Here is a 22696-nt window from a genome sequence, read left to right on the forward strand (position 1 = left end):
CCTGTCGGATCGTCAGGAGAAAAGTGGCTCGGCGACACGGCGGGCCGATCATGCGCTCGTCAGACGTCAGACTTCCATGGCCACGCCGGGAGCCGTGCGCTCGCAAGTTCGTGTGCACGGATTCACCCACCGCTGCGTGCCGCGCGTTGGCGCAGCAGCTTGGCGAACGCCTCCGCAGGCGGTGAGAGCACGAGCCCGCGTCGTTGATATATATAGTAGCGGCGGCGGATTTCCGGAGCGCGCAGCTTGATGAAACGCACGTCGAAATTCGGCGCGAACAGCCGTCCGTAGTCGGGAACGGCCGCCAGGCCGGTACCGACGCCCACCAACGCCAAAGCGGTGGTCAGATATTTGACCTCGACGGCGGTCTGCATGGAGAGCGAGCTATCGTGCGCATGCAGCAGGCTCTCCAGGTGCCGGTTGAACTCACTGGAATAAATGACCCAGCGCTCGTCGCGCAGTTTTTTCCATGAGACGGCGCGTTGCTGCGCCAGCGAGTGCTGCGCTGAGCAGACCACTCGGATCGGCACATCCATCAGGAATGTGCTGGTGACATCCTCGCCGGTGGCTCGCTCTGGGCCAACGCCCAGTTCCGCCTCGCCCCGGCGCACCGTGCTCACCACCTCGTCCGCCATCGCGTCGATCACGCGCAGGCCGACATCCGGATGGGCTTGCTCGAACTCGCCCAGCACAGCCGCCACCCATGTGCATGCCAGCATCTGCGGCGCCACCACGCGCAACAGGCCGGTGCGAAGGGAGCGAAGGTCCGAAGCGCCCTCTGCGATCTGTTGCACGTCATCCAGGATGCGGCGCGCCAGGGGGAGCAATTGCTGGCCGGCCGCCGTCAACAACACGACCGCGCCGCGGTCGAACAGTTTCAGCCCGAGGGTCTCCTCGAGTTGCTGAACCAGCATGCTGACTGCCGACTGCGTCAGGTTGATCTGTCGCGCCGCCGCCGTGAAGCTGCCGGCTCGAGCGACCGCGGCAAAGGCGCGCATCTGGCGCAGGCTAAGAGTGGAGAGAATGGCGGGCCGCATCACATATCCTCGCTCGAACGGATCGATTATCAGGAAACCTGATGATAATATTAAAAGAATTGGCTTGTGTGATGGGGGAATTATTTTTCAGAATTCCCGCATGCACATTGTCGTCATAGGAACGGGAATCGTCGGCGCTTGCACTGCGGCGTGGCTGCAGCGCGACGGTCACGCGGTGACCTTCGTCGACCCGCTGGACGCGGGCGAGGCCTGCTCCTTCGGCAATGCCGGCTCGCTTTCGCCCAGCGCCTGTCTGCCGGTGGGCATGCCAGGCATGTGGAAAAAGGTCCCGCGCTGGCTGCTGGACCCATTGGGACCGCTGACGGTGCGTTGGGCCTATGCCCCGCTCGTGGCGCCATGGCTGCTGCGCATGCTGCATCATTCATCACGCGAAGAGGTGACACGCATCGCCACCGCGCTGCGGGCGCTGCTGGCGCCTATCTTCGACTGCTATGATCCGCTGCTCGTGCATGCCGATGCCCGGGAGTTGGTGCGACGGAGCGGCTGTCTGTACGTCTTTTCCTCTCGCGAGACAGCGGCGCAGTGGGCCTGGGGCATGAATCTGCGGCGATCGCTGGGCGTGCGGATGCAGGACGTGGAGCAGGACGAGCTGGAAAGTCTCGAGCCGGACCTGAAGGGACGTTTTCGGTTCGGCATTCTGGCGCCCGATAACGGCTCCACGTCCGATCCATCTGCCCTCGTCAAGGCGATCTACAATCGCTGCATCGGCGACGGCGCGCGTCACGTCCGCGACCGCGTCCGTGGTTTCGAGCGGCAGGGCCGGCGCGTCACGGCAGTGCTGTTGGAGCAGGGCGAGCCGCTGGCAGCGGACGGCGTGGTGGTGGCAGCCGGGGCCTGGTCGGGCGCATTGGCGACACAGCTCGACAGCCCGGTGATGCTGGAGACGCAGCGCGGTTACCACGTCACCGTGCAGAGCTCGAACCTGGCTCTGCGCCACACCGTGATGGCGGTGGAGCACAATCTGATGGTCAACCCGATGGCCATGGGTCTGCGGCTGGCCGGTACGGTGGAATTTGCCGGCTTGAAAGCGCCACCCAACATGGCGCGTGCCGATGCCCTGCTTCGTCAGGGACAGCAACTGTTCCCGCACCTGGACACATCGTCCTTCACGCGCTGGATGGGTCATCGTCCCTGTCTTCCCGACAGTCTTCCCGTGGTCGGTCCGGTCCGCGCGGCCGACAACGCCTGGCTCGCCTTCGGCCATGGCCATATGGGCATGTGCATGGGCGCGGCGACCGGCCGCGAGATTGCGCATCTGGTGGCCGGACGACCGACGCAGGTGGACCTGACGCCGTTTTCGCCGGAGCGCTTCCGTTGAGCGCGTCCTGGTCACTCGCCGTGGACATGGGTGGCACCTTCATCGATGCGGTGGCCTTGCGGAGCGACGGGCACGTTGCATCGCTCAAACATCCGCGCGCCGGACGCCGGCTGGCGGAGCCGGTCGTCGAGGCACTCGATCAGTTGTTCGCGCAGGCGGGCATCGGGGCAGATGACGTCGGTCGCGTCGTGCACGGCTCCACCGTCATCACCAATCTGCTGTTGGAGCTGAACGAGCCGCCGGTGGCCCTTGTCCTGACGCGCGGCATGCGCGACGTACCGGTCCTGGCGCGTCAGGACCGCAAGGAACTGTATGAGCCGGTGATCATGCCGGCCGTGCCCGAAGCAAAGCTGTTTCCGGAGCCGCTGCGGTTCGAGATCGGCGGGCGCATCGATGCCGAGGGGCGTGAGGTGGAGCCGCTCGACCTGTCGGCCGTTGACGCCATTGCGGATGCAGTGAGCGACGCCGGCGTGCGCGCGCTGGCGGTCGGTCTGTTGTTCTCGCACCGCAATCCGACCCATGAGCGCGCGCTGCGGGCTGCGCTGCATGCGCGCCTTCCGAGCTTGCACATTTCACTGTCCAGCGAAGTCGATCCGCAACCGCGGGAATTCGAGCGCTGGCTGACTACGGCGCTGGACGCCTATGCCAAACCGCTGGCAGCGAATTATCTGCACGCGCTGGCCGACGCATTGAAGATGCGTGGCTTGCCGCCGCTGCGCCTGATGCGATCGGCCGGCGGAACTGCGCCCTGGCATGATCTCGCCGAGCAGCCGATCGGCCTTGCCATGTCCGGTCCCTGCGCAGCGCTGCAGGGCGTGGCCGCCGGCCTCGCAGCCTCCGGTCCCGCGATCGTTCTGGATATCGGAGGCACCAGCGCCGACATCAGCATTCTGCGCGACGGCAGGCCGACCTTTACCGATGCGCTGGAATGCGGTGGCTTGCCGATCCGTCAGCGCTGCGCAGATATCGCCTCCATCGGCATCGGGGGTGGCAGCGTGGTGTCGGTGCTGCCGGGTGGCGCGCTTCGCCTGGGGCCGCGCTCGCAAGGCGCCTGGCCAGGACCGGCCGCCTTTGGTCTCGGCGGTGACTTGCCGACGCTGAGCGATGCGCTGTGCGTCCTGGACCGCTTGCCGCCCCGGCTTGCCGGCGGGATCATGCTGGACCGTGGCGCCGCGGAGGCCGCGCTTGGCGGCGTGGCCGGCGCGCTCGGCTTGTCGGTGCTTCGAACCGCTGAAGCCGTCGTGGGCGCAGCTGCCGCCGGGATGGCGGAGGCGGTCAAGACCCACGCCTTTCAACGCAACCTGGATCCGGCGGATGCGGTGCTCGTCGCCATCGGCGGCGGCGGCGCGCAGCATGCGGCCGAGATTACCGAACTTGTGGGCATGCGCCGCGTGCTGGTGATGCCGAACGCCAGCGTGATGTCGGCGCTAGGCATGCTCTGCGGTCCGGAAGAGGGCGACGTCCGCCTGACGGCGAGCAATAGTCCGTGGGCTTCGCTGCCGCCGGAAGGCGCAGGGCCGTATTCGTTGTTCGCGCCGATGACAACCGTCTTTGTGCCGGCGGGCTGGTCCTGGCGGGTGATGCCGGATCAGACGCTGGCGCTGGAGGCGAAGGCATGATGCCGTGCGCGCGCGACGCCGCACCTGATCCGGTCATCGCCCTGCGCATGGAGCCGCTGCGTCTGGCGCTGCAAGGCACGGCCGACCGCATGCAGCATGGCATGACGCGCGCCGCCGTGTCGTCCATCGCGCGCGAGAGCGGCGACTGTGCCGCGGCGCTGTTCCTGCCGGACGGACGCTTGCTCGCCCAGGCGCGCTCGCTGCCGTTGTTGCTGGGATCGCTGATTCCGGCCGTTGCCGGTGTGCTCGCACGCTTTCCGCTCGCAACGATGTCCGAGGGCGACGCTTATCTGCTCAACGACCCCTGGTCCGGCGGCACGCATCTGCCGGACCTGGCTCTGGTCCATCCGGTCTTCCACGATGGTGAGGTGGTCGCCTTCGCCGCCGCCAATTTGCACCATCAGGATGTCGGAGGCATGGCCGCCGGCTCCATAGGCCGCGGCGAGTTTTTCTCCCACACGCCGCGCCAGCACGTCGGTGCTGCCGCCAGGCGCGAACGGCACCACGATGTGGATCGGCTTGTTCGGGTAGTCAGCATCTGGGACACGGCGGCATTGGCCACGTCGACTTCGGCACGCTCTTGCGGAGTTTTCGGCTGGCCCAACCCGCTCATGGCCGGCGGCATTCCCGGCAGGGTCCGAAGGCTGACATGGGGGGATAGAACAGCGAAGGGCACATCCGATGCCTCCGCTCCGAGCGCAGCGCCGAACAGCACGTCGAGGCTGAGAACGGCATCGGTCGGTACGCGGCGAATTTCGTCCTGGATATCGGCCGCGTAGGCCGAGCAGGGATCGAATACCACGCGGCGTATCCACTGCGGCATGTCCGAGAGATCTGTCGGATCGGCGGCCTCTCCCGTCGGGGCGCGGCGCCATGTCACGAATTCGAAGTCGGCGCTCTCGACTTCGGCACGCATTGCCGGATCCGCCATCACCCGGACATGATGACCATTCCGGCGCAGTTTCCGTCCCGCAGTCAGGAGGGGGCTGAGGTTTCCCAATGTGCCCCACGATGCCAGCAGAAAATGGTATAACATTCCAGAAGCCTCATCAGGTCGCGAAACTCACTGACGCAATCGTTCCTTTCGCGACCGGAGCAGGCGATGGGATAATTGCGTGACCGCGGGTGTAGCCGCGCTGGCCGCGCCAACGGTGGGGCAATGCTGCTACCGAATGATGTCTGGTCGAGACGAAATGGTTACCTCTGTAAGAATGGCACGCGCGATCATGTGCAGCGTTCACGGCGGTTGCCGCCTCGGCGATCGCTGTCACAGTTTCGTGCGAATTAATTGATCCGCATGGCTGCTCCTGCAGGGGAAACCAGGGCATTGAACGCGGCGAAGACAGATGTTTTTCAGGCGAGCGCAAGCGGCTAGTCACGAGCCGCCGCCTATAGGAATGGTCAGCAGCCGCCAGATGATCAGCTTGCGGTCGATTTCGGCATCGAGCCGGCGCGCATCAGCCGCTCGATCGTCTGCAATTGCAGACGACGGTCGGCGGGACGCGCGACCATGAAATACAGGACGAGCGCGAGGAGCGCGGAGGCAGCCATGACGGCCGTCGTCGAGAGCGCGGTCCGGCCGTCGAAGCAGGCCGCCACCAGTCCGCTCGACATGGCACCGGCGATCAGCTGGATGCTCCCGGCAGCAGCGCTGACGGCGCCTGCGATGTCAGGAAAGTGCTGCATCGTCGCGCTCACCACGTTCGGCACGCTGAGTCCGAAGCCGAGCGCCACCGCCATCAGCAGCGCGGTGACAGGCACCGTGGGCATCCAGCCGGTCAACGTCATCGCGAGCAGGACGACGCTGGCCGCCGACGACAGCGTCAGCCCTGTGGCGAGCATGCATGCCGAAGATATCCCGCGCCGGCCGAGCTGTCCGTCGAGGAAGGCGCCGGCCATCACGGAGGCCGAACAGGCGCTGAAGATCAGGCCGAACTGCTCGGGCGAGAGCCCGACGGCCCCGACGAAGAAGAGCGAGGCGCCGGTGACGTAGGCAAACACCGTCGCGCCTCCCGCCGCACCGACCAGGATGTAAGGAAGCGAAACCGGATGCGTCAGGACGCGGCGATAGCTGTCAATCACGGCCGCGGGCACCAGGCGGGCGGATGGAGCGATGGTCGCACTTTCGGCGAAGCGAAACATCACCACCACCAGCAGCGCCAAACCAATCGCAGCCTGGGTCGCATAGATCGATTGCCAGCCGGCAGCCGCCAGCAGGGCAGCCCCCGCGGTGGGCGCGATCACGGTGGCAACGTTGACTGCGACCATGACGTTGGCGATCCTGCCTCGTGCCGCGGTGCCGTCGAAGAGGTCGCGTATGATGGCAAAGGTGGTGGCGGTTGCGGCGGCGCCGATACCTTGAATGAAACGGCACACCAGCAGAACCGGCAGCGAGGAAGCAAGCGCGCAGCCGAAACTGGCGGCGACGAACAGCGCGAGGCCGAATGCCAGGATCGGCTTGCGACCAAGGCGGTCGGAGGCGGGTCCATAGATCAGCGGCGCTGTTGCGAGGCTGAGCATGAAGGCACTCGTCGTCAACCCGACGTCCGACGCGCTCACGCCAAACGTGGAGCCGGTGGCCGCCAGTGCCGGCAGATTGATGTCGATGCCGGAATATGGCACGGCCGCCAGCAGCCCGAGCAGCACCATGAAGGCGAACGATTCAGGTTCGATGCGCATGAACGGACATCCGATGGCTTTTGACGGACACTGATGGAACGATGGAGGACGGTCGCACCGCCCTCCATGGCTCAGTTCGGCAATCGGATCATCCGCGCCGCCCGGCGCGCCGGCCCCGGCTCGGCACGGCCGCGCGGAGGCGTGACAGCTTGGTTTGGTCGGTAACGAGTTCGCCGATGATCCGGAGAATTTCCTTCCGCGTATCGATCCCTGCGAACTCGTCCGCGATCTGCGATGCGCGCAATCGATAGGGCGGCTGGTCGAGCACCGTCCGCACTGCCTCGCGCAAGGCTTCCGGCGTCGGCTCGTTGGTCGCCAGGTCGATGCCGACGCCGGACCACGCGACCCGCGCGTTGACGTCGGCCTTGTCCTCGGTCAGTCCCGCGGTAACCAGGGGAATGCCGAAGCTCATGGCCTGGTTGACGCTGCCATAGCCGCCGTTGGTAACCAGCACGTCGATTTTCGGCAGCAGCCATTCGAACGGCAAATAGCTGGCGACGCGGGCGTTCGACGGCACCTTGCCGGGAATGGCGTCGATTGGACGGCCGCCTGCCGTCGCGATCACCAGGATGTCGGGCTCGTTGGCGAGCGCCGCCAGCGTCGGGGCGACCAGCAGATTGAGGTTGTGATTGGCCACCGTGCCCTGCGTCACGAGCACGACCTTGCGCGAGCCGTCGAGGTCCTCGGCCCATGGCGGCGGCGAGACCTGGTTGGCAATGATCGGAGGCGTGCCGACGAAATTCACCGAAGACGGCATGTCGCGTGGAAATTCGAAGCTCGGCACCGACAATTGCAGATAGGAATCTGCGAGAGGGACCACGGAATGGAATAGCGGCATCGCTACCGGCCCGACCCCGAGGCCCTTCAAGGCGCGGTTCAGGCGCAGCAAGACCGGCTGATCGACCGTCGCGTCATAGTCCCGCGCCAGGGCCGCATAGCGATCGCGGTCCTCGTCGGTCCTTGCCGGCGGCAAGCCGAGAAAATTGGGTGCGCCGTCCTCGCGCGCCCAATGCAGGATCGAGGTGCCGCAGAGCGCGACGGGAGGCCGATGCGATCGCGGTCCGAGCAGGATCGGCAGTATGCCGAAAAACATGTCGTCAGCGACAATGATGTCCGCCGGAAACTGCCGCAACGCTTCCAGCAGCCCCTGGTGCTGGGCCGGAATGGCGTCGACGAAGATGCGCTCGCAAACAACACGAAGCCACTCCAGCCCCGGGGGAATGATCTTGAGCTCGGGGACCAACGAGAAGACGTCGTTCGGATCGAAGTCCGCGCCCTCGGGAAGAGGAAAGAACCTGATGCCGTTGGCTTCGACGCGGGCACGAAAGGCGGTGCCTGTCACAAGGGCAATCTCGTGGCCTTCGGCAGCCAGGATCTGCGTGATCGCCAGCAGTGGATTGAGATGGCCCGTCGCAGGCGTCGAAGCGATAAGAATCTTCATGGGAGCTGACCTCTTGATGGATCGGTGCACGGCCGCAACGGGGCGGCCGAGCGATTGCGCAGAGCGAATTGACGGGATCGCCGTTACACGAATGCTTCCGCCGGCCATCGAATGGTTACAGCGGCAACACAACGTGGCGTGATTGAGGCTGGCATCGCCGCGTCTTCCGGCACTGCAGATCCGTGCTAAACGCGGCCGGCGGATTGCAACTGTAGCCTTTTTGCCGATGACGGTGATCTCGGTGTAACGGCCGGCCTGCACATAGGCTCCCACGAACAACCCTTGGGAGATCTACGATGAAGTCGCATTCTCGCAATATAGTCCGGCTTGTCCGCCCGGTTGACGGCGAGCTCGATGGTCAGGATTTGGCCGCATGGCCCGATGACCGCGGTACGGCCCGTCCGGGTGCTGGCCGTATCGGGAGGCAAGACCTCGCGGACACTGGTTCGTATCCGGCGCCGGCTGAAGCCGCGCCGGACCGCGACGTCGGCATATTTTGGTCGGTGATCTTTTCCTTCATGGAAGGATTTGCGCTCTACGGTGCAGCGTTGCATCCGGCCGCGGCCATGCCGGCTCACGCGATACTCGCGGCACGAACAGACTGGGCTACGGACCGGGAGACCAGCGAACCGGCGGAACCGGTGCACAGCAGCGGTCGCGATGGGGCCGAGCGCAACGACAAGGCCGTCAAGTGCGGCCGTGTCCTGCCGTGCGACGCGCAACCTGCGCGACGTTGGAATTGGCTGCGTTCGATCGGTGAGATGCTGGCGGTCTTGCCGATGTATTTGCGTCGTGAGCGGGAGATCAGAAGAACTGTTGCCGCTTTGATGGAGCTCGACGACCGTACGTTGCGCGATCTTGGAATCCACGGCCGTTCGGAGATCGAGTGGGCGGTGAGGTACGGCCATGATTGCTGAGGCGGGTATCTTGCCATCGCCAGACGGAGCTTGGGTCGCGCCGCGCTGACAGGCAGGCGATCGCGCGGCCGTCCGTTACGATTGCAACGAATTTCGACGATCCGGCAATCGAGCCGTAACGCGCCAGGCCTAGGGAGGAGACATCGCAGTCAAGGACAAGAGAACCCCAATGGCAGAAGTTGTCGGCGCCGACGATCGGACGGCTCTCGCCGCTGTTGAAGACCTGCCCGTTCTCGGTGCGGCAGACCTCGACGCGGATCCACGGAATGTTCCGCAGGTATCGTGCCGCCTATCCCTTTGTCAGGCATGAGACGGGAGGTTATCTCGTGCTCCGCCATGCCGACGTTGAGCGGCTTGGCAATGATGTCCGTATAGCCGCATCCGAAACTGCCCACCCGGAATTGTTCGGTGTCACGGAGGGAGCGCTGTTTGATCTCTTCGCGCACGGAATGCTCACCGCGAACGGTGCCGTTCACCGCCGCCGACGCTCACCGTTCTCCAGAAGCTTTGCGGCCCGTATGATGGCCGATCTGCGGCCGCACATACGGCGCTCCTCGGAGGAGTTGATTGAGAGCTGGTATGCCGATGGTCAGGTCGAATTTGTCGGTCGGTTCGCAGCTCAACTTCCCGCCCGCGTCATTGGCGATCTTCTCGGCCTGCCGCGAGCCGATATCCCATCCTTTACAGAACTCGTCTACGCGGTGACCCGATTCCTCAGCGCCAGCATATTGCCGGACGAAATCCCCGAATCGGAAGAGGCTTGCCAACAGCTGCGCGCCTACGTGGAGAAGACGCTCGAAGACCGGCGGCGCGCCCCTCGCGACGATTTCCTCTCGGATTTCCTTGGGAAGGCCGACGCAGCTGGCGAGTTGTCACCACTCGAGATCATATTCCAGATCGTGCAGTTGATCGTCGGCGGTACCGACACGACTCGCGTCGCCATCGTCATGCAACTGGCGCTTCTGCTCCAGCACAGGGAGCAATGGGAGGCGGTATGCCGCGATCCCTCGTTGATTCCGGGCGCGGTTGCGGAGGCGATGCGATTCGAGCCGAGCGTGGCATCGTTCATCAGGGTGACGGCTGAAGACATCGAGGTTGGCGGCGCTGTGCTTCCGGCCCGGCAACTCGTCATCTTGTCGACCATGTCCGCCGCGCGTGACGAAGAGGCCTATGAACGGCCCGACGTGTTCGACATCCGTCGAACCGACCAACAACGGTTGCTGCCCGCCTTCGGGGCCGGTGCCCATCGCTGTATCGGTGAAGCGCTGGCGCGCATCGAGCTCGAGGAGAGCCTGGCGGCGCTCGCGGCCCGCATTCCTCAACTCCGATTGGATGAAGCGCCAGCGATCAAGGGGCACAGCGGCATCCGTCGCCTCGACACCATGCGAATATCCTGGCAGCCGTGACATCCGGACGAGGCCTCGCACGGCGAACCGCCTGCCTCCCATAGGCGCGGGAATCCAAGACCAGCGCTGAGAGCTCCTCTGATGCGGCGCGACAGATGAGGGCGGTCGGCCCGCGCTCGTCCACGCCGTGAGGGCAGGGGGCAGGTCAAGTTGATGAGTGTTCACAAGGGCAAGGGTTTGGCACCCCCCGCCCTTGCTTCCGGAACAATGCGGGTCGGCAGCGTCAGTCGTGGCTACGGTCTGCATTGGAAAGCAGCAGGCGGACGCGAAGACCCCTCGGTTCATTGTCTAGCCCGTCCTATTCGTGAGAGTGCGGCTTTTGGGCCCGATTGATGCGGCCGCACATCTTGTCTGACGAGGCGCACAGGATTGCCTTCGGCTTTTCGCCGCCTGACGACCGGTACTTTGCAACGCGCTTGAGGGATGGGTTGGGCGAACGGGGGCGGACGCCCCGCCGGTCAAGGACCGAGCGGCAGCAGCGCGCCGGGCAAGCCGCAGATCAGGTCGGCTTCGGGACATGCCGCGGCAAACGCAAGGCGAATGCGGCTCGTGGTCTCGACGACACGGGCGGCGATTTTCAAGAGCCGAAGACGCAGCGTCGCGAACTCGGCAGCGGCCAATTCCCGGACTTTGGGAATGGCGTCGCGCACGGTCAGCATCAGCCAATAAGCGGCCGTATGGAGCACGAGACGGACCTGGTTGGCGAGCGCCGAACGGCAGCTGGTGCGGTCGGAGGCGAGCTGCGTCTTATGCAGCTTGATCAGATTCTCGGCTTGGCCGCGCGCGCAATACAGGCTGTCGTAGATCCACTCGGCCGAGCCGACATCGAGGCTGGTGACGACGAAACGGATGTCGAGGCCGAGCATCGTCGCCTCAATACGGGCGACGGTGCGCCGTTCGCGATCCCAGGACTTTGCCTTGTGGCGCGTCTCGGTATAGCCACGCAGAACCGGCAGGTTCTCGATGGCGCGTCGGGTGCGGATGTCGTCGGCGACCTCGTCGACTTTTCTGGCGAGAGGCTTGGTGCCGGACAGACCGAAGATGTAGTCGATGCCGTTGGTCTCGCACCACGCCATGGCCTCCGGCCGGGCATAGTGCCCGTCGCCACGGAACGTAATTCGCGTGTTGTGCCACCGCGTGCGGATATGCCGTACCAGGCGGCGCAGAAGGGCACGCACCTCGACGCCGCCCGGCGTCTTGCCGGGCCTCAGCACGACCGCCACGGGACGGCTCTTCTCCGTGTCGTAGACGTGGATCGGCAGGAAGCAGCGTTCGTCATAATGAGCGTTGAACAGCGAGAGCTGCTGATGGCCGTGGACGACATCGCAGGTATCATCGATGTCGAGCGTGACGGATGCCGGCTCGCGCGGGTAGCTATCCATCCATGCGTCGACCAAAATGTAGGTCAGTCGGATCACGTCGCGCAGGCGCGGAGCATTCTCCAGCCGCGACAGCGTCGGTTGGGAACACAGATCGCGGCCCGTGTCCGGCAGCCGTCCGCAGGCCAGCTTGAATGCGGGATCGGACCGCAGATGATCGAGGTCGTCGGCGTCCTCGTAGCCGCAGCAGATCGCGAACATGCGCGCGCGGAACATATCGACAAGGCTGTGCACGACCCGCGTCGGATCGCGCCGATCCGGGAACACCCGGGCCAGATTGTCGGCCAAGCCGAGACGCCGCTCGGCCATCGCCAGAAGCATCACGCCCCCGTTCGAGGTCAGGCGACCGCCATCGAAGGCAGCTGTGACTTTCTTGGCGTGAACGGCTGGAAACGAGAAGGGCGGAATCGTATCGTCGGTCATGGCGGGCGTGGCGTTCGCGGTTGAAGGTGATGGGGTGGCTTCGCAACCGAATCCTACGCCGCATCAGCGCTTTACACCACGCTCGCCAGCCCTCAGGCGCACTCTTACGAATAAGACGGGCTAGCAGCAGCAACGTTCCGCCATGCGCGGTCACGATCGCCTGCGTGATCGCGAGGCCGAGGCCAAATCCCGCCGTTTCGTCCATGGTGCGGGCTTCTTCTCCTCGCACGAAGGGCTCCAGCATCGCCGCCTTCTTCTCATCGGGTATTCCAGGACCGTCGTCGACGACGTCGATGATGATCTGGTTCCCGGAGATCAGGAGCTCGACGCTAACTTCGGTTCCGAAGCGTGTGGCGTTTTCGACCAGGTTGGTGACCGCGCGGATGATTTCGTCCGGCCGGACGATGAATGCGGCTCTGTCCGGACCAAGATAGTGCACCGCGTGGCCGCTATCGGAAAACTGGTCGCAAACCATCTGGAGCAGCGCGGCAACGTCGACCAGTGTCGGTCTGGCAGCACTTTCACTGCGCAGCAGCGAGAGCACCGACTCGAGCATCGACTGCATCTGATCGAGGTCGCGTACGGTCTGGGTGCGTTGTGCTGGATCCTCGATGTATTCCGAGCGTAGCCGCAGGCGCGTAATCGGGGTGCGCAGGTCGTGGCTGATGGCGGCCAGCATTCGAGTTCTATCGTTCATCAGTGCGGTAACGCGTTCGCGCATCCGGTTGAGCGCTCTCGCCGCGGATCGGATTTCCTCCGGGCCATTTTCAGGCAACGGCTCGGACGAGCGATTCAAGCTGAAGTCCTCCGCCGCGCGCGCGAAGGCCGAAAGGGGCGAGCTGAGCGCGCGGCCGGCCCAGACGCCGAGCAGCGTCACGCTTGCCACCAGGAACAGGAGCGTGCTCGTCCAGGCGCCGCTCACGAAGGCAGGCATCTTGAGTGTCCCGATCGTCGCCTCGAGCACGTCGCCATTTGCCAAATAGAACCAGAGGCGATTGTCTTCCGGTGTGGAACCACGAATGAGATCGACCGGGCCTTCGATAGCGGCGGGGGTCAGGCGCGTCCGCTCCGGCAATGGAGCCGTGGAGGCGGAAACATCCTTTTTCAACTGCAGCTTCAGCGCCGGAAAGGTTCGGCTGACGTTTTCAAGAACGAGATCCCGCTCTCCCTGCGGCGTGCTGGCGATGATCCTCGCAATCAGCTCGAACTGCTCCACGGGGCTGTCCATCAGAACGCTCGGCCGGTTGAGCAGAAAATACCCGGCAATCAGCACATGGATCAGGATCAGTGACCCCAAAACCAGGGCTGCGATCTGGCCGCTGATCCGCCTGAAGCTGAACAGCGCGACGACGTCGGCGGCGCGTCTCATGCTTACTCCACCACCGGCGTGAAGATGTAGCCGCCGGTGCGGACGGTCTTGATCACGGACGTGTCCTGGGTGCGGTCGAGCTTTCGGCGCAACCGGCTGACCAGCACGTCGATGCTGCGGCCGAAGCTGCCGCCGGGCCGGCCGCGCGTCATGCTCAGGAGATTGTCGCGGGTGAGGATGCGGCCGGCCCGTTCGCAGAAAACCTGCAGCAGATCGAACTCGGCGCTGGTCAGCGGCACCTGCGCGCCCTCGGGGTCGCGCAACTCCCGCAAACGAAGATCTATGATCCAGCCCAGGAATTTCAGCCGTGTCGCCGCGCCGGCGGCGGCACGGCCGCTCGCCTGGCGGCGCAGCACAGCGTTGATCCTGGCGAGAAGCTCGCGCGGGTTGAACGGCTTCGGCAGATAGTCGTCGGCCCCCATCTCGAGACCGAGGATCCGGTCGAGATCATCGCCCTTCGCGGTGAGGATGATGATCGGCGTCATGGATTCCATGCGCACGCGGCGGCAGAGGCTCAGACCGTCCTCGCCCGGCAGCATCAGGTCGAGCACGATCAGGTCCACGCGGTTATGCGAGAGATGCCGGTCCATCTCCCTGCCGTTCGTGACCAGGTGGACCTCGAACGAATGCTCGCGCAGATAGCGCGCGATGAGGTCGCGGGTCTGCCGGTCATCCTCGACGATCAGGATGTTCTGCGTGCCGTTGGTCATGTTTGAGATCGCATCGGGGTTGACGATCGTTGGTCGATTTGCGGACGATTGTCTCGCCCGAAGAACTACGGTCATGTCTGCAATCCTACGGTCAGTCACGGCTCAACGCCACCACGGGATCCAGGAAGGCGGCGCGGCGGGCGGGGAAGAAGCCGAAGGCCACCCCGATTCCGGTCGAGGTCAGGAATGCCGCGCCGATCGAGAACAGCGAATAGCTGACCTGGAATCCGGGCATTGCCATATTGACCACCGTCCCGAGCAGGATCGCGACGAGGATACCGGCGATGCCGCCGATGGACGAGATCAGGGTCGCCTCCACCAGGAACTGCTGGAGGATGTCGCTGCGTCTGGCCCCGACCGCCATGCGCACGCCGATCTCGCTGATTCGCTCGGAGACGGACACCAGCATGATGTTCATCACGCCGATGCCGCCGACGACCAGCGAGATCACCGCGATCGCCGCCACGAGGAACGCCAGGGTCTGCGTCGTGCTGGTGATGGTGCGGCGGATGTCGTCGGTATTGAGGATGACGAAATCCCTGGTATTGTGCCGCTTGGTCAAGAGCGTGGTGACCGCATCCTGAGCCAGCGTGGTCGAGATCTCGTCGCTGATCCGGAGCAGGATGCTGCGGAGCGAGCGGTCGCCCGTGAACTGTGCCTGCACGGTGGTGTAGGGAAGATAGACCGAGAGGTTCTGGTTGGAGCCGAAGCCGCCCTGCTGCTGGGCGATGAGGCCGACGATGCGGCAGGGCACCTTGCCGAGCCAGATGACGCGGCCGATCCCCGAGTTCTGGTCGTCGGCGAAGAAGGTCTTGCGGGTGTTGTCGTCGATGACGACCTGCCGCTCGATGTTGCGCACCGCGTCGGAGTCGAACAGGCGGCCTTTCGCCAGCTTGGCGCCCTTGACCTGGAAATAGCTCTCGCCGACGCCGTTCACGAGCACGTTGGACTCGCTGCCGCGATAGCGCACTGTCGTGCTGGTCGAGACCGTCGGTGTGACTCCGGCAATGAAACCCTGCTGGCCGAGCGCGCGGGCATCGCCGAGGACGAGCGTCTTGATCTTGCCGGCGCGCGCGTCGCCAAAATCCTTGCCCCGGAAACACCTCGATCGTGTTGGTGCCGAGACTCGAAATGTCCGACAGCACCTTGCGCTGTGAGGCGTTGCCGAGCGCAACCACGGAGGACACTGCGGCGATGCCGATGATGATTCCGAGCATGGTCAGGAAGGCGCGCAGCCGGTGCGCGGCCATCGCCACCAGCGCCATTCGCGAGGCTTCCCGCAGGCGCCGCAACGCGCCGGGCCAGCCGGCGCCGCTGTCCCATGAGGCCCGAGGCGCCGCAACAGCCGGCGCCGATGCGCCTGCGGTCTCGGTGCGGCGATCGGAAACGATCTTGCCGTCACGCAGCTCGATGATGCGCTCGGCCCGCGCGGCGACATCGGCATCGTGGGTAACGATGATGATCGTCCGTCCCTCGCCGTGCAGCTCCTTCAGGATCTTTAGGACCTCCTCGCCGCTGCGCCGGTCGAGCGCGCCGGTCGGCTCGTCCGCCAGGATGACTTCGGCGCCGTTGATCAGCGCCCGTGCGATCGAGACGCGCTGCTGCTGGCCGCCCGACAGCTGGTTCGGGCGGTGGCCGCGCCGGTCGTCCACGCCAAGCCTTGCGAGCAGCTGCTCTGCGCGCGTGCGGCGCTCCCGGGCCGTCATCCCGGCATAGATCGCCGGGATCTCGACGTTCTCGGCCGCGGAGAGATCGCCGAGCAAATGATAGCGCTGGAAGATGAAGCCGAAATGCTCGCGCCGCAGCGCCGCCAGTTCGTCTGCGTCGAGTTCGGAGGCGTTCTTGCCGGCGACACGATATGTGCCGGTGGTCGGGCGGTCGAGGCAGCCGAGGATGTTGAGCAGCGTCGATTTTCCGGATCCGGACGAGCCTATGATCGCCACCATCTCGCCGGGCTGGATGCTCAGCGACAAATCGTCGAGCGCCACCACGCGCGTGTCACCGGCCGAGAATTCCCGCCTGACGTTCTCGAGGGCGATGATCGGATCGGCCATCTCAGAGACCTCCCGGCGGGCCGCCGGACATGCCGCTCGATGCGGTCTGCTCGCTGGCTTCTCCGGTGACGACGCGGTCGCCCTCATCGAGGCCGGACCTGATCTCGACCGTAGTGCGGTCATTGAGTCCAGTCTTGACCTCGCGCTCGCGCACGTCACCCGATGCATCGAGGGTGCGGACGGTGCTGCGGCCGTCGGATTTCCGCATCAGCGCGAGCGCGGGGATGACCTTCACGCGCTTGGCCTCACCGGTGATGATGTGCACCTCGGCGGTCATGTAGGTCCGCAGCGAAAGATCCTTGTTGGGGACGTTGAAGACGCCGATGTAGTAGATGGCGGTGCTGGTGGAGCTCGATGAGCTCGAACTCGTGCTCGAGCTCGACGTGGTGGTCGAGGAGAAGCTGGCGTCGCTCTTGATCGATTCGGGGGCCGGCTCGATCTGCTCCAGCTTCGCCTCGTAGCGATGGTCCTGGTCGCCGAGGATGGTGAAATACAGCGCCTGGCCCGGCTTGACCTTGACGATGTCGGCCTCGGAGATCTCCGCCCGCACCGTCATGGTCTCGAGCTGGCCGAGCACGACGATGGTCGGAGCAGATTGCACCGCGTTGACCGTCTGTCCCTCCTGCACCACGGTGGCGAGCACCGTGCCGTCGATGGGCGCGGTGATCCTTGTGTAGTCGAGGTTCACCCGTGCCGTCTCGACGCTGGCTTCGGCTCCCACGATCAGAGCTTCGAGCGCGGCAATCTGGGCGCGGGTCTGCCGCACCGTCGAATCCGCGCTGTCGAAATCGCTGCGCGAGGTGGCGCGCTGTGCCAGTGTCGCCTGCTGTCGCGCGAGGTTGGCTTCCGCCAGCACCAACGCGGCTTCCTTCTCCAGTTTCTGCGCGCGGTAGTTCTTGAGCGAAGCTTCCGAACTGCGCAGATCGTTCTGCTTGGTGACGGGGTCGATCTGGGCGATGACGTCGCCGGCCTTGACCGTGTCGCCGACGCGGACATTGAGGGCGGTGATCCGGCCCGACACCTGCGCGCCGACGGCAGTCAGGCGTGCCGGCTTGAGCGTGCCGCTGGCGAGCACCTCCTCGCGCAGATCGCTGACGGTGACCGGCGCGGTGATATAGGACTGTGCCTTGCTCGACGTCGCCGGAAAGCGCATGGCGGCCACCACCCCGGTTGCCACGACGGCAACCACCGCGGCGGCAATCTTCACGCGCTTGGCGGTGATGATATCAGTCACTTCACCGTCTCCCGGAAGTGTGGTCCTGTATTGGTGTCCACGATGATCGGCGTCGATGTGTCGACCGGATCGGACCAGCCGCCACCCAGCGCCTTCGCGAGGGAAATGTAATCCTTGGCCACGGACACCTTGCTCTGGATCAGAGAATCCTCAGCCGAATAGAGCGAGCGTTCGGCGTCCAGCACGTCGATGAAGCTGGCGCTGCCGGTCTCGAACAGCGATCGCGACAACCGGGCGGCCTCGCGATAGTTCTTCGCGGCCTCGGCCAGCTTGACCGTGCGAACGCGCTCTTGCGAAATCGACACCAGCGCATTCTCGACGTCTTCAAAGGCGGTGAGCAGGCTCGAATGGAACGTCGCGAACGCCTGGTCGCGTTGCGCCTCCGCGATCCTGACGGTCGCCAGGCGCTTGCCCGCGTCGAACACCGGCACCGTGACCGAGGGGCCCACCGACCAGCTTACGTTGGAGTATTTTGCGAGGTCGCCGGCGCGCAGCGCAGAGGTGCCGACCGAGCCGGTCAGCGACACCGCAGGATAGCGGTCGGCCTCGGCCGCGCCGATCTTGGCAGTGGTCTGGGCGAGCTTGCGCTCGGCGCTGGCGACGTCGGGGCGGGTCATGAGGAGATCGGCGGGCAGGCCCGTCGGCAACGGCATGCGCGGTGCAGGCACGGGCGCGGACCGTGCCATCAGCGAAGCCACGCCGTCAGGCGGTCGTCCGAGCAGGATGCCGAGCCGGTGAATGTCGGCCGCGAGCGCCGCCTGATAGGTCGGAACGTTCGCCTCCGTGCTCGCCGCCTGTGCGGTCGCCTTGGCGAGATCGACGGCGTTGCCGCTGCCGGCCTCGTATTTGCTGCGGGTGAGCTTTTCGGTGTCGCGTTGCGAGACCGATGTTCGCTGCGCCAGCGCGATCCGCGCCTGGTAGCCGCGCGCCTCCACGTAATAGGCGGCAACGTCGCCGATCAGCGTGACGAGGCTGTCGCGCAGATCCTCCTCGGCCGATTGCTGCCCACGCACCGCTGCTTCGATGCTTCGTTGCGTGCCGCCGAACAGGTCGAGCTCCCAGCTCGAATCGAAGCTCGCTTGGTTCAGCGTGTAGGGCGCTGTGTCGACGACGGCCGTGGCGGAGCCTGCGCTGGTCTTGTTGTTGGTCACCGAGGCCGAGCCGCTGATGGAGGGAAACAGGCCGGCGCCGGTCTGTTGCACCGTTGCGCGCGCCTCGCGCACGACTGCCTTGGCCTTGGCGACATCGGGGTTGGCTTCGACGGCCTGTTCGATCAGCCGGTTGAGCAGGGGGTCGCGCAGGCGCAGCCACCAGCGATCCAGCGTGCCGGCTTGCCGCCGGGACTTGGGTTGCGCGCTCCAGTGCGACGGCATGTCCAGCCGGGGCGGCCCGGCATAATCCGGCCCGACCGCGCAGCCAACCAGTGTGGCACCCAACATCAGCGCGACGCAGGCCGATCCGGCGCGCGACAGGGCGGCGCGCAGTGGGGACGGCGTCGGGCGATGGTTCTCCTCTGCGGATGGCGTGGGAACTGCGACGAACAAGTGTGACGGCATCAAATCGGCTGAGATCCATGGGCCTTGCCGCGGGACGTGCGGTGCCCATGGCCTTCGGAAGGGTACGACGAACAGGGCCCACTAGCCGCGCGATCGTGGCCTTTCGGCAGCCGGAATGTTGCTGGATGTAAACAGATGTTGCGGGGCATTCCGCGCCCGCCGCACGGTGCCTGCCAGGCAGGACATCGACCCTGTTTTGCTGCTGCGTCAACCCCTCCTTGCGAAGATATTCCACTTTACCGAAATTCGGAAATGGCGTATGTGTCGCCCATCCCGGCTCATCCTTGAGGGGCGATCATGTGGTCGTCATTGTCGCGAGCCGGGCTTGCGGTGGACGCGGCAGCGTCGGGCACGAAAGGTGCGGGCAGGGCGGGTAGTCCCTGTGAGCTCGAAACCGCGTGCGGACGAACGGCGCTGCTAGGCTTCGTCTCGTCTGCAAGTTTCCGGCTCCGTCGACAGGGCCGGGAAAACTGCGGCGACATGGCGGGCCGTGCGTACGGCAAAACCGTGTGGTCCTGGCCGTCGTTGCTACGGTCAAGCTGTCCGCGAAGATGCGCGCGAGCCCAACCGGGCAGACGGCATCGTCAATTCGCGGGGTGAGGGAGGCCAAAAGGAAAGTTCGGCTCCCGGGAGAGCACGGCATAAGCCGTCCGACCATCGCGCAGGGAAGGCCGAGTGATTGGCACCACCTGTATGCTGCTGTGCGGTCTCTTTGCGCTACATTTTCGCGCAGCGGACCGCGGGTGCGAGGTCAGCACCCGGTCTTCCCTGCGCCCTCTTGGCTCAAGAGGGTGAGCGACGAAGCAAAGCTCGGGCGAATTCAGCCGCGAGAACGCGAGGGCGTGTCTGCGCTTCAAGATGCGTGTTGAGCTGCGATGCCGCCCCTTGCTCCATCATTGGGAGCGCAGCGACTTGTCCGCCGAAGCCTTCGGCGAAGACGGAAGCAAACCAGAATCTTTCCACAGCGACAGTTGGATTGCTTCGTCGCAAGAGCTCCGCGCAATGACGAGGAGGAGAGAGCGTGCGCCAAACTCCATTCTCGTGCCCCGGACGCAGCGCAGCGTCCCTTCGACGGTGCGCTGCAGAGCTGGGGCCCATCTATCAGCACCGTACCACGTCGCTTTTCCGGGTCCCGGCTCTCCCCCGCAACGCTCAACGCGTTGCAGTTCGTCCGGGACATCAGAGCGTCGGATCACCACGAAATCGGAATCCTCTGCGCAAATCCGCCCAGGTCCGAATCCGGGCTCGGGGGTTGACGGTCGAGCGGCCGGTTGTTGTTCTGGCGTGCGAACGACGTGCCGGGCGGCAAGGCGTAGTCGGTGAACTTACGTTCCCCGGAAAGCACTTCGGTCCCGCCATCCAGCCACGACCGCTTGCTTACATAGATGCGCGTATGCGGGCCGGACTGGTAGGACCGATTGGGCCCGTGCGGACCATACTCATAGACGACATCATGCGTCGCTTGCTGTCGATCGCGCTTGCGCGTGGCTGCGGCATGAGCGGTGAGGGTCGAGGTGAGGAGGACGACCAGCACCGTTCTGGTCATGACAAGCGCGTTCATCGGCAAATGCCCTGTGCGAATTCCTGATGCCGTCGCCTCTCGCATCGACTTCGGAGGCTGTAAAGAATTCAGGCGTTGCGGGATGTTGCTGCGCGCTTGCCTGGTCGGCCCGTACGAGACCGTCCGCACGTCGGCCGCTGGCCGCGGAGGGCTCGCGCGGTCGTCAGGGAGCCGTATTCGCGCGGCCGACCCGCCAATCAATTTCAACGTCCGGAAACAATACAGCAATCTCAAAGCCACATCGCGGCCACAGCCGTTTCGTTTCAGAGCAGGAGGTGCTCTTGAGGTGTGGAATGTCGGTGTTGCGGGGCTTGCTGATCGCGGTGGTGATGAGTGGTGTATCGATTGCGAGTTCAATTCCCGTCGTGCTGTTGCCGCAGCCGGCGGCTGCGCAGAGCGTGGAGACGATCGTGGTCGAAGGCAATCGCCGCGTGGCGGCCGAGACAGTCCGCTCGTATTTCAAACCCGGCCCCGGCGGTCGCCTCGATCAATCCGCCCTCGATGACGGACTCAAGGCGTTGATCGGGACGGGCCTGTTCCAGGACGTGAAGATCAGTCAGGCCGGCGGCCGCCTCGTGGTGTCGGTGGTGGAAAATGCCGTGATCGGCCGCGTTGCCTTCGAGGGCAACAAGAGAGGGTGTCAGTAACTCGGTGTAAGATGGTTTCTGTGAGTTTACCTTTGACAGGAGACTCACATGGCTACGGATTTTTCACCTGAGATTTTGGACCAGCTTCTTGCCGGGGGCAGCCTCAAGCCAGAAGACTTAGCCGGCGAAGACGGGCTTTTCAGACGACTGAAGAAGGCGCTTCTGGAGCGCGCACTGGGTGCGGAGCTGACCCACCACCTTGGCTATGAGAAGGGCGACCCGGCGGGCCGCGGGTCGGGCAACAGCCGCAACGGCACAAGCAGCAAAGCGCTGTTGACGGACGACGGCGAGATCGAGATCGAGGTGCCGCGCGACCGCGCCGGCACGTTCGAACCGGTGATCGTCGCGAAGGGCCAGACCCGCTTCGACGGCTTCGACGAGAAGATCATCAGTCTCTACGGGCGGGGCATGACGGTACGGGAGATCCAGGGCCATCTGGCCGAGCTCTACGGCACCGAGGTGTCCCCCGATCTGATCAGCAAGGTCACCGACGCGATTCTCGACGAGGTCCGCGAATGGCAGAGCCGGCCGCTGGAAGCGATCTATCCGGTGGTCTTCTTCGACGCGCTCAGGGTCAAGATTCGCGATGAGGGGATGGTCAAGAACAAGGCAGTCTACGTCGTGCTGGGCATCACTGCATCGGGCGAGAAAGACGTGCTCGGGCTTTGGATCGAGCAAACCGAAGGCGCCAAATTCTGGCTCAAGGTCATGAACGATCTGAGGAACCGCGGCGTCGCCGACATCCTGATCGCCGTCGTCGACGGTCTGAAGGGCTTTCCCGAGGCGATCAACAGCGTCTTTCCCAAGGCGATGGTCCAGACCTGCATCGTGCATTTGATCCGCAACAGCCTATCCTTCGTGTCCTGGAAGGATCGCAAGGCGATCCTTCCCTCGATCAAGGCGATCTATCATGCCGAGAATGCCGACGCCGCTCTGCTCAGGCTCGAGGACTTCGAAGCCGAGTGGGGCAAGCGCTATCCCGCGATCGGGGCGGCCTGGCGCCGGGCGTGGGAGCACGTCATTCCGTTCTTCGCCTTCGCGCCGGAGATACGCAAAATGATCTATACCACCAACACGGTCGAGGCGCTGAACCGTTCGCTGCGCAAGATCATCAAAACACGCGGCAGCTTCCCCAACGACGAGGCGGCGATGAAGCTGCTTTACCTCGCCATCAGAAATGCCGGCATCCATTGGCGACGACCGGTTGCATGGACGGCCGCAATGGGCCAGTTTGCCATCCAGTTCGGCGAGCGCTTTGCAGGCTCAGCGGACTGACCCCATGGGGTCAGTCCGCTGACCCCGCAAACCCCTCACAGAGACGCTCT

15 protein-coding genes and 3 pseudogenes are annotated in these 22696 nt (G+C 64.9%); 8 read left to right on the top strand and 10 right to left on the bottom strand.

The window, feature by feature from the left end:
- Positions 1–122: 122 nt before the first annotated feature.
- Complete coding sequence (locus ABIF91_RS29040) at positions 123–1037, bottom strand: LysR family transcriptional regulator (protein WP_028181109.1); 915 nt, start codon at positions 1035–1037, stop codon at positions 123–125.
- A gap of 100 nt (positions 1038–1137) precedes the next feature.
- Here ABIF91_RS29040 and ABIF91_RS29045 point away from each other — a divergent pair, with 100 nt between their 5' ends.
- The 3 genes from ABIF91_RS29045 to ABIF91_RS29055 are packed head-to-tail and all read left to right on the top strand — an operon-like array spanning position 1138 to position 4774.
- Positions 1138–2376, top strand: coding sequence for an NAD(P)/FAD-dependent oxidoreductase (locus tag ABIF91_RS29045; protein WP_028181108.1), 1239 nt, complete (start codon positions 1138–1140; stop codon positions 2374–2376).
- Complete coding sequence (locus ABIF91_RS29050) at positions 2373–3995, top strand: hydantoinase/oxoprolinase family protein (protein WP_284283014.1); 1623 nt, start codon at positions 2373–2375, stop codon at positions 3993–3995. Before ABIF91_RS29045 ends, ABIF91_RS29050 begins: the two co-directional genes overlap by 4 nt.
- Complete coding sequence (locus tag ABIF91_RS29055; RefSeq protein WP_028181106.1) at positions 3992–4774, top strand: hydantoinase B/oxoprolinase family protein; 783 nt, start codon at positions 3992–3994, stop codon at positions 4772–4774. The genes ABIF91_RS29050 and ABIF91_RS29055 overlap by 4 nt, the downstream gene beginning before the upstream one ends.
- Positions 4775–5414: 640 nt before the next feature.
- On the opposite strand, the gene ABIF91_RS29060 is transcribed toward ABIF91_RS29055, so the two are convergent.
- The gene (locus ABIF91_RS29060) at positions 5415–6674 is read right to left on the bottom strand and encodes an MFS transporter (RefSeq protein ID WP_051393972.1); all 1260 of its coding nucleotides are present in this window, start codon (positions 6672–6674) and stop codon (positions 5415–5417) included.
- Positions 6675–6762: 88 nt separating this feature from the next.
- Positions 6763–8115 carry a glycosyltransferase gene (locus ABIF91_RS29065; RefSeq protein ID WP_028181104.1) on the bottom strand — a complete coding sequence of 451 codons (1353 nt, stop codon included), beginning with the start codon at positions 8113–8115 and terminating at the stop codon, positions 6763–6765.
- Positions 8116–8411: 296 nt separating this feature from the next.
- On the opposite strand from ABIF91_RS29065, the gene ABIF91_RS29070 reads away from it, so the two are divergent.
- Complete coding sequence (locus ABIF91_RS29070) at positions 8412–9032, top strand: DUF1127 domain-containing protein (RefSeq protein ID WP_028181103.1); 621 nt, start codon at positions 8412–8414, stop codon at positions 9030–9032.
- A gap of 179 nt (positions 9033–9211) precedes the next feature.
- A complete protein-coding gene (locus ABIF91_RS29075) occupies positions 9212–10438 on the top strand; it encodes a cytochrome P450 (RefSeq protein ID WP_245285521.1) in 1227 nt (408 codons plus the stop codon).
- A gap of 458 nt (positions 10439–10896) precedes the next feature.
- Here the strand turns inward: ABIF91_RS29075 and ABIF91_RS29080 are convergent, their stop codons facing one another.
- Positions 10897–12240, bottom strand: coding sequence for an IS1380-like element ISBdi2 family transposase (locus ABIF91_RS29080; protein WP_424578699.1), 1344 nt, complete (start codon positions 12238–12240; stop codon positions 10897–10899).
- A 166-nt stretch (positions 12241–12406) separates the two neighbouring features.
- Positions 12407–13468 (bottom strand): annotated as a pseudogene (locus tag ABIF91_RS29085) (ATP-binding protein); the annotation flags it as partial.
- On the opposite strand from ABIF91_RS29085, the gene ABIF91_RS29090 reads away from it, so the two are divergent.
- Positions 13425–13631, top strand: coding sequence for a hypothetical protein (locus ABIF91_RS29090; protein ID WP_424579867.1), 207 nt, complete (start codon positions 13425–13427; stop codon positions 13629–13631). The pseudogene ABIF91_RS29085 and the gene ABIF91_RS29090 overlap by 44 nt on opposite strands.
- On the opposite strand, the gene ABIF91_RS29095 is transcribed toward ABIF91_RS29090, so the two are convergent.
- The 5 genes and pseudogenes from ABIF91_RS29095 to ABIF91_RS29115 form a co-directional block, all read right to left on the bottom strand.
- The gene (locus ABIF91_RS29095) at positions 13612–14319 is read right to left on the bottom strand and encodes a response regulator (protein ID WP_028181597.1); all 708 of its coding nucleotides are present in this window, start codon (positions 14317–14319) and stop codon (positions 13612–13614) included. The two genes, ABIF91_RS29090 and ABIF91_RS29095, sit on opposite strands and share 20 nt — an antisense overlap.
- Positions 14320–14410: 91 nt before the next feature.
- Positions 14411–16373, bottom strand: a pseudogene (locus ABIF91_RS29100) (MacB family efflux pump subunit).
- 1 nt (position 16374) lies between these two features.
- Entirely contained in the window at positions 16375–17607 is a 1233-nt protein-coding gene (locus ABIF91_RS29105; RefSeq protein ID WP_035674972.1) for an efflux RND transporter periplasmic adaptor subunit, read from the bottom strand.
- Positions 17604–19046, bottom strand: coding sequence for an efflux transporter outer membrane subunit (locus ABIF91_RS29110; protein ID WP_050995152.1), 1443 nt, complete (start codon positions 19044–19046; stop codon positions 17604–17606). Before ABIF91_RS29110 ends, ABIF91_RS29105 begins: the two co-directional genes overlap by 4 nt.
- 1309 nt (positions 19047–20355) lie before the next feature.
- A complete protein-coding gene (locus ABIF91_RS29115; RefSeq protein ID WP_424579536.1) occupies positions 20356–20724 on the bottom strand; it encodes a hypothetical protein in 369 nt (122 codons plus the stop codon).
- A 293-nt stretch (positions 20725–21017) separates the two neighbouring features.
- On the opposite strand from ABIF91_RS29115, the pseudogene ABIF91_RS29120 reads away from it, so the two are divergent.
- Together ABIF91_RS29120 and ABIF91_RS29125 are read left to right on the top strand one after the other, a co-directional pair.
- Positions 21018–21359 (top strand): annotated as a pseudogene (locus ABIF91_RS29120) (POTRA domain-containing protein); the annotation flags it as partial.
- A 60-nt stretch (positions 21360–21419) separates the two neighbouring features.
- Positions 21420–22646, top strand: a complete 1227-nt coding sequence (locus ABIF91_RS29125) for an IS256 family transposase (RefSeq protein WP_424578759.1) — start codon at positions 21420–21422, stop codon at positions 22644–22646.
- The last annotated feature ends 50 nt before the right edge of the window (positions 22647–22696 follow it).

Source organism: Bradyrhizobium sp. USDA 241 (assembly GCF_049739505.1).
Taxonomy (GTDB): Bacteria; Pseudomonadota; Alphaproteobacteria; order Rhizobiales; family Xanthobacteraceae; genus Bradyrhizobium; species Bradyrhizobium liaoningense.